Annotated in this window: 12 protein-coding genes; 3 read left to right on the top strand and 9 right to left on the bottom strand. The window is 35.3% G+C overall.

Annotated elements, in window-relative coordinates:
• Nucleotide 1: 1 nt before the first annotated feature.
• Nucleotides 2-1,849 carry a glutamine--fructose-6-phosphate transaminase (isomerizing) gene (glmS, locus tag BST91_RS12010; protein ID WP_060523398.1) on the top strand — a complete coding sequence of 616 codons (1,848 nt, stop codon included), beginning with the start codon at nt 2-4 and terminating at the stop codon, nt 1,847-1,849.
• Nucleotides 1,850-1,930: 81 nt separating this feature from the next.
• On the opposite strand, the gene BST91_RS12005 is transcribed toward glmS, so the two are convergent.
• The 5 genes from BST91_RS12005 to BST91_RS11985 form a co-directional block, all read right to left on the bottom strand.
• On the bottom strand, nt 1,931-2,407 hold the full coding sequence (locus BST91_RS12005) for an LEA type 2 family protein (RefSeq protein ID WP_085775519.1): 477 nt from the start codon (nt 2,405-2,407) through the stop codon (nt 1,931-1,933).
• Nucleotides 2,407-3,363 (bottom strand): ABC transporter ATP-binding protein, encoded by a 957-nt coding sequence (locus BST91_RS12000; protein WP_085775518.1) that lies wholly within the window; start codon nt 3,361-3,363, stop codon nt 2,407-2,409. The genes BST91_RS12005 and BST91_RS12000 overlap by 1 nt, the downstream gene beginning before the upstream one ends.
• 73 nt (nt 3,364-3,436) lie before the next feature.
• Nucleotides 3,437-5,602, bottom strand: coding sequence for a prolyl oligopeptidase family serine peptidase (locus BST91_RS11995; RefSeq protein ID WP_085775517.1), 2,166 nt, complete (start codon nt 5,600-5,602; stop codon nt 3,437-3,439).
• A gap of 20 nt (nt 5,603-5,622) precedes the next feature.
• Nucleotides 5,623-6,957, bottom strand: a complete 1,335-nt coding sequence (locus tag BST91_RS11990; protein WP_085775516.1) for a T9SS type A sorting domain-containing protein — start codon at nt 6,955-6,957, stop codon at nt 5,623-5,625.
• A gap of 61 nt (nt 6,958-7,018) precedes the next feature.
• Complete coding sequence (locus BST91_RS11985; RefSeq protein ID WP_085775515.1) at nt 7,019-8,008, bottom strand: aspartate-semialdehyde dehydrogenase; 990 nt, start codon at nt 8,006-8,008, stop codon at nt 7,019-7,021.
• 301 nt (nt 8,009-8,309) lie between these two features.
• Between BST91_RS11985 and atpD the strand changes: the two genes are divergently transcribed.
• Both atpD and BST91_RS11975 read left to right on the top strand, forming a co-directional pair.
• Nucleotides 8,310-9,821, top strand: a complete 1,512-nt coding sequence (atpD, locus tag BST91_RS11980; protein ID WP_042276518.1) for a F0F1 ATP synthase subunit beta — start codon at nt 8,310-8,312, stop codon at nt 9,819-9,821.
• A 17-nt stretch (nt 9,822-9,838) separates the two neighbouring features.
• Nucleotides 9,839-10,114, top strand: coding sequence for a F0F1 ATP synthase subunit epsilon (locus BST91_RS11975; protein WP_042276521.1), 276 nt, complete (start codon nt 9,839-9,841; stop codon nt 10,112-10,114).
• Nucleotides 10,115-10,162: 48 nt separating this feature from the next.
• Here BST91_RS11975 and BST91_RS11970 read toward each other — a convergent pair whose 3' ends face one another.
• From BST91_RS11970 to BST91_RS11955, 4 genes are read right to left on the bottom strand one after another with little or no spacing between them, the layout of a single operon-like run.
• A complete protein-coding gene (locus BST91_RS11970) occupies nt 10,163-10,693 on the bottom strand; it encodes a biliverdin-producing heme oxygenase (RefSeq protein ID WP_042276524.1) in 531 nt (176 codons plus the stop codon).
• Nucleotides 10,690-11,256, bottom strand: coding sequence for a response regulator (locus BST91_RS11965; protein ID WP_042276526.1), 567 nt, complete (start codon nt 11,254-11,256; stop codon nt 10,690-10,692). Before BST91_RS11965 ends, BST91_RS11970 begins: the two co-directional genes overlap by 4 nt.
• Nucleotide 11,257: 1 nt before the next feature.
• Nucleotides 11,258-11,677 (bottom strand): response regulator, encoded by a 420-nt coding sequence (locus BST91_RS11960; RefSeq protein ID WP_085775514.1) that lies wholly within the window; start codon nt 11,675-11,677, stop codon nt 11,258-11,260.
• 1 nt (nt 11,678) lies between these two features.
• Entirely contained in the window at nt 11,679-13,865 is a 2,187-nt protein-coding gene (locus BST91_RS11955) for an ATP-binding protein (protein WP_085775513.1), read from the bottom strand.
• Nucleotides 13,866-13,914: the final 49 nt, after the last annotated feature.

Raw genomic sequence — 13,914 nt, 5'->3', positions numbered from 1 at the left:
TATGTGTGGAATTGTAGGATACATAGGCCATAGAAAGGCTTATCCAATCGTTTTAAACGGTTTAAAACGACTTGAATATAGAGGATATGACAGTGCCGGAATCGCGATTTATGACGGTTCTGAATTAAGCTACTCAAAAACTAAAGGTAAAGTAGCAGACCTAGCTACAAAATTAGAGTCCGAGATAAGCACCGAAGGTACTATAGCAATCGGTCATACTAGATGGGCGACACATGGTGTTCCTAATGATGTAAATTCTCACCCACATTTGTCAAACAGTGGCGACCTAGTTATAATCCATAATGGAATTATTGAGAATTATGAACCATTAAGACAGGAACTTACTAATAGAGGTTACACCTTCAAATCAGATACCGATACCGAAGTATTGGTAAACCTCATTGAAGATGTTAAAACTAAAGAGAAGGTTAAACTAGGGAAAGCCGTTCAAATAGCTTTAAATCAAACCATTGGCGCCTATGCAATTGCTGTGTTTGATAAAAACAAACCTAATGAAATTGTGGTTGCAAGATTGGGTTCTCCACTGGCGATTGGCGTAGGAGAAGATGAGTTTTTTATAGCAAGTGATGCAAGTCCTTTTTTAGAGTTTACAAAAAATGCTATTTATCTTGAGGATGGAGAAATGGCTGTGGTAAGAACACATAAGCCTATGAAGGTACGTAAGATTAAAGACGATAGTCTTGTACAACCTTACGTTCAAGAACTTCAAATGAATCTTGAGCAAATAGAAAAAGGAGGCTATGATCACTTTATGCTTAAGGAAATATATGAACAGCCTGACGCCATTAAAGACACTTTTAGAGGTAGGATGCTAGTAGATCAAGGCCTAATCAAAATGGCAGGAATTGATGATCATATAGATAAATTCTTAAACGCAAGAAGAATTTTAATCGTTGCCTGCGGAACGAGCTGGCATGCAGGATTGGTTGCTGAATATATTTTTGAAGAATTAGCGAGAGTACCTGTTGAGGTGGAATACGCATCTGAATTTAGATATAGAAATCCTGTTATTTATGAGGACGACATTCTAGTTGCGATATCACAATCTGGAGAAACCGCTGATACTATGGCAGCTATTAAGCTGGCTAAGGAAAATGGTGCTTTTGTATTTGGAGTTTGTAATGTTGTTGGAAGTTCTATTTCTAGACTTTCTGATGCCGGTGCCTATACTCATGCAGGACCTGAAATAGGTGTTGCTAGTACAAAGGCATTCACAACTCAAATAACTGTCCTTACTCTTATAGCATTGCAACTAGCTAAAAAGAAAGGTAAAATTTCTACAAGTGATTTCCATACTTATTTAGCCGAATTAGAGACGATACCTGCTAAAGTAGAAAAGGCATTGCAATCAAACGATCATATTCTACAAATAGCAAATATCTACAAGAACGCTCAAAACTGTTTGTATTTAGGAAGAGGCTTTAACTTCCCTGTAGCTCTAGAAGGAGCCTTAAAGCTTAAAGAGATTAGTTACATTCATGCTGAAGGATATCCTGCGGCAGAGATGAAACATGGTCCTATTGCCTTAATCGATGAGCAAATGCCCGTGGTAGTTATTGCTACAAAAAAAGGACATTATGAGAAGGTTGTAAGTAATATTCAGGAAATCAAATCCCGTAGCGGTAAAATTATTGGTATTGTGACCGAAGGTGATAAGGATGTAAAAAACATGGCCGATCATGTAATTGAAGTTCCTGAAACCATCGAGTTTATGACTCCTCTATTAACTACGATACCTCTACAGCTTTTATCGTATCACATCGCTGTTTTATTAGATAAAAACGTGGATCAACCTCGTAATCTTGCTAAGTCAGTGACTGTAGAATAATCTTAAGGTTCATTCACTTACAATATAAAAGGCCACTATTATTATAATAGCGGCCTTTGTACTTAAAAAGAGGTTACTACCTTAAAACTTGAATTTCACAGGGACTTCTAAGCTGTCAATAACCGGAACTGTAATAGAAAAAACACCTTTTTCTATATCTACTGAGCCATCATACTTCACAGCTACCTTTTTATTGCCCAATACCTGAAGGGCGATATCAATCATTTGATTACCTCTTTTTCCGATTAAATCTTTAGGCGATAACTGAGCCTTAATGGGGAATTCAAATTCTGAATTTCCTGGCATTATTGCATCTGATGTTTGATGAATATTAGCAGACTTATAATTATTAATGTATACATCAAAATCAGCTTGTTTTAATTGTAGACCAATATCGTTAGGGTTATACATAACACAAACTGCTTGTAGCTCAACTGAATCTCGTGTAATATTTAATAATTCTGCTTGCTTAATTCGCAAGAACACTACATCCTCATATGGATTGGAACAAGAAAAGGAAACCAATGCAACGACAAAAAGTATAAAAATCTTTTTCATTATTTAATTATTCTTATAGAAACAAAAATATCAATACTAATATCACTGTCATGATAAAAGTACACGTAAATATCTTTTAATAAAGCTTTTACTAGATAGGTGCTTCCCTCAAAAAAGGTTTGCACAACTTGTACTTTGACTCCTTCATTATCAACAATCTCAATGCCATGAGGATAGACTAGCAACTCTTTATTATTATTAAGATATCCTGGTGGTATCACATTCACCTCTTCAAATAAAGATGCTGTGTAGAAGGTGCCGGGATAATTATAAATATTATGAGTATCACCTTGAATTTCTATATGACCATCTTTCATCACAACAGTACGGTTTGTAAACGATAGAACATCATTCTTATCATGAGTAGCAATCATACACGCTATCCGATTGCTTTTTAAATAGGCAAATAACCTACGCCTTAATTCATTTTTCCTAAAATTATCAATGTGTGAAAATGGCTCATCTAGTAATAAAAGCTGTGGCTCTTGCGCAAGTGCCTTAGCTAGGGTTACTCTTTGTTTTTGTCCACCAGAAAGGTTTTTAACAATTGTATTTTTAAATGACGTAAGATCAACTGTATCTAAAAGTTCATCAATACGGTATACTCTGTCATCATTTTGAATTGATAAATGTTCACCTATATTTTCGGCAACGGTGGTAAATGGCATCAAATCAAATTCTTGTGGCACATATTTCATCATTGAATGCCCGGGAACCAAATGATAATCAGGACCTAGTAATTCTTCATCATACCAATAAACTTTACCGCTTTGTTGTTGTAATAATCCATATGTCAAATTCAACAACGTACTTTTCCCACATCCACTTTCACCAATAATTGCCGCAATCTCACCTGTTTTGATTTCCAGGTTAATATTTTTTAGATTGTACGATGATTCTTGGTTTTGATTATCCGCTTTCGCGAAAGCGAAATTTATATCTACTAATCGTAACATAAATACAAAGATAAGAGACAGAAAACCCTAGTCATTTGACTAGGGTTTTTTCTAATTTAATGCGTGTAATTGATTACATTTTTACTTGTTGCTGATCATTAGGTAATTCAGTGAATCCCATATTGTATAAAGCAAAACTGTATATATCTGTTTGCTCATTAATGGTTTGTTCTGTGGATTTACCTGCGCCATGACCTGCGTCAACATCGATACGAATCAATGTAGGCGCATCACCTGCTTGTTTAGATTGAAGCTCAGCTGCAAATTTAAATGAATGCGCTGGCACTACACGGTCGTCATGATCTGCAGTGGTAACCATTGTTGCTGGATATTCTACACCTTCCTTAACGTTGTGTAAAGGAGAATAGCCTTTTAGGTATTCAAACATCTCTGGGCTGTCCTCTGCCGTTCCATAATCATATGCCCAACCTGCGCCAGCTGTAAATTTATTATAACGCAACATATCTAAAACTCCTACAGCAGGAAAGGCAACTGCTGCTAGGTCTGGACGTTGAGTCATAGTTGCTCCTACTAATAAACCTCCATTTGATCCTCCTTGAATAGCGAGGTACTCTGTAGAAGTGTAGTTATTTGCTTTGAGCCACTCACCTGCTGCTATGAAATCATCAAATACGTTTTGCTTTTGCATTTTAGTACCTGCATCGTGCCATTTTTTACCGTATTCTCCACCACCTCTTAAATTTGCTACTGCGTAAACTCCGCCCATTTCCATCCATGCTGCTCTAGAAGTTGAAAATGATGGATTTAAGCTTATATTGAAACCACCATATCCATAAAGTATAGTTGGGTTTTTACCGTCCAGTTTAAGACCCTTTTTATGGGAAATGATCATGGGTACTTTTGTACCATCTTTTGAGGTGTAAAATACCTGGGTACTTGTATAGTCATCACTATTAAAATTCACCTTGGACTTGCGATACATGGTTGAGGTACCATCTTCAATATTCAATTCGTAAATACTTGATGGTATAACATAGTTTGTAAATGAATAATACAATGTTTTCTCATCTTCTTCTGCACTAAAACCGCTTGCATTACCAATCCCTGGAAGTTCTATCTCTCTAACTTCAGTACCATCATAATTGTACTGTACAACTTTTGAAACTGCATCTACCGTGTATTCAACAAAGAAATAGCCACCTGCTTTTGAAGGACTCATTACTTGTTCTGCCTCTGGAATTATATCAATCCATTTATTTGGGTCTAGGTTACCCAACTTTGTTTTCACAATTCTTTGATTCGGTGCGTTGTAGTCAGTCACTAACCAAAACATGTCACCTTCATTGTGAATTGGGTAAGTATTAGTATCAAAATTGTCGATAATTGCGACCGGTGGAGTATTTTTTACTAAATCCTTTACAAATAGCTTATTCCCATTTGTAGAAGTGCTTGCTGTTATAATAAGGTATCGCTCATCCTTGGTAACATTTCCTCCTACATAACGATATTTCTCTTGTGGAACACCTCCAAAAACTATCTTATCTCTATCTTGTGAAGTCCCTAAAACGTGATAATACAGTTTATGCTGGTCCGTTTTGGCACTGAGCTCACTACCATCTGGTTTGTCATAGCTAGAGTAGAAAAAACCATCATTACCTCTCCAAGATATACCAGAGAATTTTACGTCTTTAAGGGTATCGCCAACCATTTCTTTAGTCTGAGTATCCAATACTATAATTTTACGCCAATCACTACCACCTTCAGATATTGCATAAGCAAAAAGAGAACCATCCTGAGTAAAACTACTACCTGCTAGAGAAGTTGTTCCATCTTTGCTAAACGTATTTGGATCAAGGAATAATTCGGCATTTTCTGGTTTATCGCCTATTTTATATCTGTAAAGAACACTCTGATTCTGTAAACCATCATTTTTAGAAAAATATTCCCAATCACCTTCCTTTGATGGAGCGCTCACTCTCTCATAATTAAAAAGCTCAGTTAATCGATTTTTTATCTTATCTCTATAGCTTATTTGGTCAAGAAATGAGAAGGTTGTTTTGTTTTGTTGAGCTACCCATTGTGCAGTTTCATCGCTCTTATCATCTTCTAACCATCTATAAGGATCTTTTACTTCTTTTCCGTGATAAACATCTACTGTGTCTACTTTTTTAGTTTCTGGATAAGTCATCGCCATTGTTGCGTCTTCATTCTTTTTGTTTTCATTTTCGCAAGAAATGAACACAGCTACTGCGGCCATTCCTAAAAGAATTTTTTTCATAGTATTTCAGTTTTGGTTTTTTATATTTTAACTAGCTTAAAGGTTTTATAACTAGTTGAGTTGACCGTTTTTCCACTATTTAAAGCCTCCTTACTTTCTATCGTTAATAGATAAGTTCCTGTCTTAAGGTCACTAATTGATATTTCTTCTACATTAAATTCCTGCTTAACTACTCGTCCATTTAGGTCGTATATCATAATCCCGTCAAATGAAGTTGCTGTTGTGAACCTAACGATATCGGTAGCTGGATTAGGAAACATTGTGAGTGATGCTTGCTCTTCTTCTGCCAAATTAAGAACGTTGCTGTCATAAACAAACATGCCGTCAACAGTTGAGGATATATTAAAACCACCGCTATATCCCGTATCTTCATTAAAAAACGCCACATCTAAATGCTGGTTTGTATCAATATTAATCCAAGTTACTCCATCATCTAGACTGTATGAACTTCCTGAATAAGTAGTTCGTTGCCCACAACTCACAATTCTATTGGAATCGGGCACATATGCTATAAAATCACCATATGGAAAACCAGTTCCTGAAATATTAATTCCTTGCCAGGTAGCTCCCGAATCATTGGTTCTATATAAGTTACCATTGTTATCCTGAATAATCCCTTTGTTTGAATCAGCAAATGAAATATCTCCAAAAACAGTTGTCCCACCAAAATCTGATAACGGTGACTGATATGCTGTCCAATTCACACCACGATCTGAGCTGTGAATGATTCGTCCTTTACTAGTAGTAAACCAGATATTATTACCATAGTAAGTATACTGTCCAAAATATCCGAATTCACCTGGCAAAACAGCTGGTATATTTGCACTAGGAACTCTTGTATAAGTAGAACCTCCATTGCTAGAAACATATATTTCCCAAAACCCATTTACAGGGTCACCTGCCGTCACACCAGCGTTGTCAAAAAAATGCACAAAATTGGGAAAACTACTTGAATCTTGATATAGCGCTCCTGATTGTCGTGTCCAAGTTAATCCAGCATCTGTAGTTTTCCACACACCACCTTGATCTCCCGCATTTAATGGATGAGCTGCTACATAAGCTGTAGTTCCTCCTGCATCACAAACATTTGATATACCTAGATTAACATTTCCTAAATCAAAACTTCCTGGTATCCATGATTGGCCAGCATCATTTGTTCTAACAAATTCCTGAATATTGTTACTAGGAGTTATCCCATCATAAGCAACACCCCATGCAGTTGTTGCAGTTCCTATGTGGATTTTATTGACACCTCTAGAGGTATTAGAAAATCCAGAAGCTTCTACACGCCAAAATTGAGCTTGAACCGTTGATGTTGTAAATACTACTGCTATTAGTGCAAGTACTAGTTTCATACTTAGTAAAATCTTTACATTAAGAAGTAAAGATACTACCTGATAAAACTAATCACAACCACTATACTAACTTGTTTTCAATTAAATACTGAGCGATTTGAACAGCGTTTGTCGCAGCTCCTTTTCTCAGATTATCTGCCACAATCCACATATTAAGTGAATTTTCTTGCGAGTGATCTCTACGTATACGCCCCACAAAAACATCATCCTTACCATGTGCCATAAGTGGCATAGGATAATTATTTACATCCACATTATCTTGCACTGTAACACCATCAGTTTGTGAGAGTAATCGACGCACGTCTTTTACATCAAAATCAGACCTGAATTCAACATTTACAGATTCTGAGTGGCCACCTACAACCGGTATACGAACGGCTGTGGCTGTAACAGCAACTGTATTATCATTAAGAATTTTTTGAGTTTCCCTTACTAACTTCATTTCCTCTTTGGTATACAAATTATCCTCAAAAACATCACAATGCGGTAATGCATTACGGTGAATTTGATATGGATATGCCATCTCTCCTTTTTTACCTACATATTCATTCTCTAACTGTTGAACAGCTTTAACACCAGTCCCAGTTATAGATTGATAAGTAGAAACTACAAGTCTTTTTATACGATACTCCTTATGTAAAGGAGACAAAGCAAGCACCATTTGAATAGTTGAACAATTGGGATTTGCAATAATTTTATCGTCTTTAGTTAAGGTATGCGCGTTAATTTCAGGAACTATTAATCGCTTATCTACATCCATTCTAAAAGCACTAGAGTTGTCAATAACTGTGGTTCCTACTGCGGCAAATTCAGGAGCATATTTTAAACTAACGTTCCCACCGGCAGAAAATAAGGCAATTGCAGGTTTCATTTCAATAGCCTGTTTCATACTTACTACCTTATACTGTTTACCCTTAAAAGTAATCTCGCTACCTACTGATTTTTCTGAGGCAACAGGTATCAAGTTTGAAATTGGGATGTTTCGCTCTTCCAGCACTTGTAACATCACTTGTCCTACCATTCCGGTAACACCTACTACTGCTATATTCATGAAATAAAAATTTAAGTCTACAAAAATATATCATAAACAGTGACGGTAAGGCCTTTAAGAAATAATTAATAATGAGAAACTCAAGATTGCTATTACCGTTTTGTAAGATGGTTTACGCTTTCGCGAAAGCAAAATACAAAAACACAACAGTCTTAATACAAGCTATTTAGACCACACAACAGATTAGGCTAAAAAAATCCAAATCAATAGATACAATTTAAACATTTTAAGCAGTATCTTTGCACGACGAAAAAACAGCTCTAATGAGCTGCAATTATTTAAGTACTAAAACATTATATAAATGTCTCAAGTAAAAGGTAGCGTTTCACAGATCATCGGACCGGTGGTTGACGTAACATTTGACGCGGCACAAGGTGCCCTTCCTAGAATTTATGACTCACTAGAAATAGCGCAAGCTGACGGTACAAAACTTGTATTAGAGGTTCAATCTCATATAGGTGAAGATACTGTGCGTACTATATCTATGGACTCTACTGATGGATTAAGTAGAGGTGCAGAAGTTGTAGCTACGGGTAACCCAATTCAAATGCCTATAGGTGACGATGTATACGGTCGTCTTTTCAATGTAATAGGTAGTGCAATTGACGGATTAGGTGAATTACCTAAAGAAGGTGATAATGGTTTACCTATTCACCGTGCAGCGCCAGCCTTTGAAGATTTATCGACTTCTACAGAAGTTTTATACACTGGTATTAAAGTCATCGATCTTATCGAACCTTATGCAAAAGGAGGTAAAATTGGTCTTTTCGGTGGTGCTGGAGTAGGTAAAACGGTACTTATACAAGAATTAATTAACAACATTGCAAAAGGTCACGGTGGACTTTCTGTATTTGCTGGTGTAGGAGAGCGTACTCGTGAAGGTAATGACCTTTTACGTGAGATGCTTGAATCGGGAATTATCAAGTATGGTGATGACTTCTTACATTCTATGGAAGAAGGCGGATGGGATCTTCAAAAGGTTGATAAGGAAGCAATGAAAGAATCTAAAGCTACCTTTGTATTTGGACAAATGAATGAACCACCAGGAGCACGTGCTCGTGTTGCTTTATCTGGTCTTACAATAGCTGAATACTTCCGTGATGGAGCAGGCGATGGTCAAGGTAAAGACGTTCTTTTCTTCGTTGATAACATTTTCCGTTTTACCCAAGCAGGTTCTGAGGTATCGGCACTATTAGGTCGTATGCCATCGGCGGTAGGATATCAACCTACACTTGCTACTGAGATGGGTGCTATGCAGGAACGTATTACCTCAACTAAGAAAGGTTCGATTACATCGGTACAAGCTGTATACGTACCTGCGGATGACCTTACTGACCCAGCACCGGCAACAACGTTTGCTCACTTAGATGCAACTACGGTACTTTCTCGTAAGATTGCTGAGCTTGGTATTTATCCAGCGGTAGATCCATTAGATTCTACTTCTCGTATTCTTACTGCTGATATTTTAGGTAACGAGCACTATGACTGTGCACAACGTGTGAAAGAGTTGTTACAACGTTATAAAGAACTACAAGATATTATCGCCATCCTAGGTATGGAAGAATTATCTGAAGAAGATAAACTTGCGGTATCTCGTGCACGTAGAGTTCAACGTTTCTTATCACAGCCTTTCCATGTAGCAGAACAGTTTACTGGAATACCAGGTGTATTAGTAGATATTAAAGATACTATCAAAGGATTTAACATGATTATGGATGGTGAACTAGATCACTTACCAGAAAGTGCTTTTAACCTTAAGGGTACTATTGAGGAAGCTATTGAGGCAGGAGAAAAAATGCTTGCTGAAGCTTAATTCTGAAAAACACTATTATGAAATTAGAAATTGTAACTCCAGAATTAACTGTTTTTAGTGGTGAAGTGGAATCTGTAGCTGTACCTGGTGTCAATGGTGAATTCCAGATGCTTGACAATCACGCGCCTGTAGTTTCTCTTCTAGTAGAAGGTGATGTTCGTATTTATGGATCAGTTACTTTAAATGAAGATCAACAAAAGTTGTTTGTTTCTAATGATGGCACAACTAATTATAAAATTTCTGGTGGTGTGATTGAAATGAAGGATAACAAAGCAGTTGTACTGGCAGACTAATACAACTTACTTACTTATAAAAAAAACCAGCTCAATGAGCTGGTTTTTTTATGTCATAATATTTATAAAGTGATTAAATGTTTTTATCGCTCCCACCACGATTTCATCCATTTCAGACGTTGTATAATCCTCTTTAAGTAATTTTAAGGTAGCTTTCCATCTAGCTCGCCTTTCTTCATTAGAAGAAGTATAAAACTGCATGGAATTAATATTATAGTCTAAGTTTTTATTCTCTGATAGTTGTTTTCCTATTACTGCGCCGCCCAATAAAGATCCTTCTACTACGTATAACGCACCTATCATTTCTAAAGGTGTGAAAGAAATTGATTCTATATTTGGCAAGTGAATATCTCGTTGTGTAAGCTCAAAATAATCATGCTCAATCCACCTAGATATGGGTTGCCTTTCCATACTTAATGATTTTTCAATTGGTAAATAAGCTTTATAATTAAGCATTAATATTTCTAAAAAATATTCTTTTGAAATATTTTGATTAAAAATGGCAATAGAATGAGGAGCCTTATCCAATTTCTCATGTAACTCCTTAGTTCTCGATCTTAGGTTATTGATAAGTATCATACCCTAAAAAAAGAAGAAATATTCTCATCAAGATCCTGTATTACTTTATCATAATACTCTTTCAATTTAAGATCTTTTTCATCTGTTCTTGCAGCAGATTTTAAAATTTCATGAATACGTCGTAACTCCTCTCGCCTTAATTTTAATTCGTTTAATTTATCCAGTGTCTTTTGCTTTTTTACAATGATATCCTGGACTAATGGTTCTAATCTTTTATGGAGATTACTGATATCGTTCTTTAATAAATAACCAGATGCTCCACTCAAAATAACATTAGCTGCTAATTCTTCATTATTCAATGTACCTGTTATTACAATTACTGGAGTACTAGGCTCGATCTCTTTTACAGCATTAATTACGTCAATTGCTGTAAACCCAACCAAATCATAGTCTGTACAAACCAAATCAGGTATAAAATCTTTAAGAGCATAACGCACATTACTGAGCTTATCAGAAATTCTAATTTCAGGTTCTGAAACAAACTTTTCAAACTGTCGTTGCAGTAGAATGGTATCGCTTACTAGATCTTCAACGATAAGGATTCGTAGGTTTTGGTTGATCATTTTAACTTAGATTAATTTCAACCCAATACTTTACAGCGTTTACAACGGTATATTTCAACGACTGAAAAGATTTAGGTTTTTCCACATAAGAGTTAGCACCTAGATTATAAGCGTGTTCGATATCACTATTTATAGTACTTGAACTAAACATTATTTTCGGAATTCTACGGAATTCTTGTTTATTTAAATCTCCCAAAAGCTCTAATCCAGAAATTTTTGGCATTTTCAAATCGATAAAAATTAAATCTGGTCTAATTTTTTCAAATTCATTGTTCTCAATTAAATGCCGTACTTTTTCTGAATCATCGAAAGATATAAAATTTGAGTCAGAAAATTCTTTCTTAATGATTCTTTTGAACAATTGTATATCTTCTAACCTATCTTCTATATAGACAATATTTTTTCTTTGAATTGAATCCATTCTACCTAATTGATTTAAAATAAAATTTTATCGTCGTTCCTTTATTTAGTCCACTTTCTGCCCAGATATCGCCACCGTGTCTAAACACCACCCTTTGCGCAATAGCCAGTCCTACACCTGTACCTTCGTACTCTTCTTTAACAAGACGTGTAAATACACCAAAAATCTTTTTACCATATTTAGGATCAAATCCTACACCATTATCAGTTACAACATAAACATCCTTTTCACCGTCGTTGTATTGCGATACGGTTACTTGTGGAGCTTCCTTTTTGGAACTGTATTTAAAAGCGTTTGATAGCAAATTAAAAAACAACTGGTACAACATTGCTCTATCTCCATATATTGAAGGTAATCCTTTTTGAATATTAAATTGAGTCTTTGGATAGCGCCTTTTCATATTACTATCTTTTACGATATCATTACAAAGTTTCTCAACATCGATATCATCATCAATTTTCCTGAGCTTACTAAGACCACTATAACTCAAAATAGAGTCCATTAAATCATTCATTCTAGCGGCACTATTAATGATTATTTGAAGACTCTGCTTACCATCCTCATCTAATTGATCCATGTAATCCTCCATAAGTATTTGAGCAAAACCATCTATACCACGCAATGGACCTCTCAAATCATGCGATACACTGTAACTAAAACTTTCTAATTCTTGATTTAAAGACAAAAGCTGTCTATTCAGTTTAGATACTTCAGAAAATTTAGTTACGATTATATTTTTAACATCCTCAACAAAGGCTTTAATAGCTGCTATTTCGTGTGTTTGCCATGGTATGGAATGCTCTCTTACTTGTTCTGTGAATTTTTCAAATGATTTACGAGGAGTTAGATTTCCTTGGATTTGTTTTTTGTCTGGATTACCACCCCAATTAATTTCAGCAATCTGTTCTTTTCTTAGCCATATTATACAATCACCTTTCTTCTTGCTTATTTTATATAAGACCACACCAGCGAATTGTAACTTTTCTAAACTAGGAATGGAAGTTTCTTTGCTAAAGGAATTGGAACTATAAAAACCGTTTTCATCACATAGAACTTCAAATTTCTTGATTATATTTTTAATATCTGTGTCTTCCAATGAGAGACCTATTGAGCTTAATTGAGTGTCATACTTAATGATAAAAGCATCTGATTTAACCAAATCTAGTGCGGTAACCTCATTGTTTGTAAGTCCGTGCACGAGATCCCATTTTTCACTCATATAGTGAACAAGTTTTGAACGTACATGACTGTTTTGATTCAAACGTGATATAAAGTCATTTGACGTTTTTATCGTAATTTGATTGCTTATTATGTCAGAAAGTAAAAAACAGGTTTGACGTTTTTGAAAGTCGATAAACTTTGGACTATAATGATGACAAGCAATTAATCCCCATAATTTATCCTCGATCACTATTGCACAACTTAAAGTTGCACAAACTCCCATATTCCCTAAATATTCTTTATGAATATCACTAGAACCTCTTAGAATCGAGTTACTTAAATTAGTCAAAAAACCAGACTGTGGATTTACCATAGGAAATAAAGGGTAATCTGGTTCTTTTAGATTTGATATAATTCTTACACCTTGTTCCTTAAAAAGGTCACGTGCGTTTTTTGGTATATCACCGGCAGGATAATGTAGACCTAACCAGGAGTGCAAATCATTATTAGCCGCTTCTGCTATAACTTCTCCGTTCCAATCTGCATCAAACTTGTAAACCATAACCCTATCATAATTAAGGAAATGTTTTATTTCATTTACTGCAGTATTTAAAACCTCCTGAACACTATTACACGATGACATTTTATTGAGAGCGCTTATAATTAGTTGTTGCTCTTCTAGAAGATTTAATGTTGAATCGTACTTTTCAATATCCAACAACAATCCCTCATTACTCAAAGAAAGTTTATAAGAAAATTCACCGTCTACTACTGTCTTGAAATCGTTATCTATAAGCTGTATTTTCAATTTATAAATTACCTCGTCGTGCAGAAACGCAGATAAGTTACTGTTTAAAAGATCAATCTGAACATTCAAAAAATCGGTTGCATTCTTAGAATATTGTAGGATGTTAAAATCATTATCTATGACTAATAGTACACCATGTGATTGAGTTCTATGTATAAAACGAATAGGCTCGTCTTCACATGTTGAAATTTCAATTTTTTTAGGGTATGATTTTAACATCGTTAATTTTTTAACTTAGTAAAGATACTTGTTTAGTTTTATTTGATAA

Origin of the sequence: Nonlabens tegetincola (genome assembly GCF_002117085.1) — a bacterium.
Taxonomy (GTDB): domain Bacteria; phylum Bacteroidota; class Bacteroidia; order Flavobacteriales; family Flavobacteriaceae; genus Nonlabens; species Nonlabens tegetincola.
Note: the sequence above shows the minus strand (reverse complement) of the source record. Positions and strands in the feature narration are given on the sequence as shown.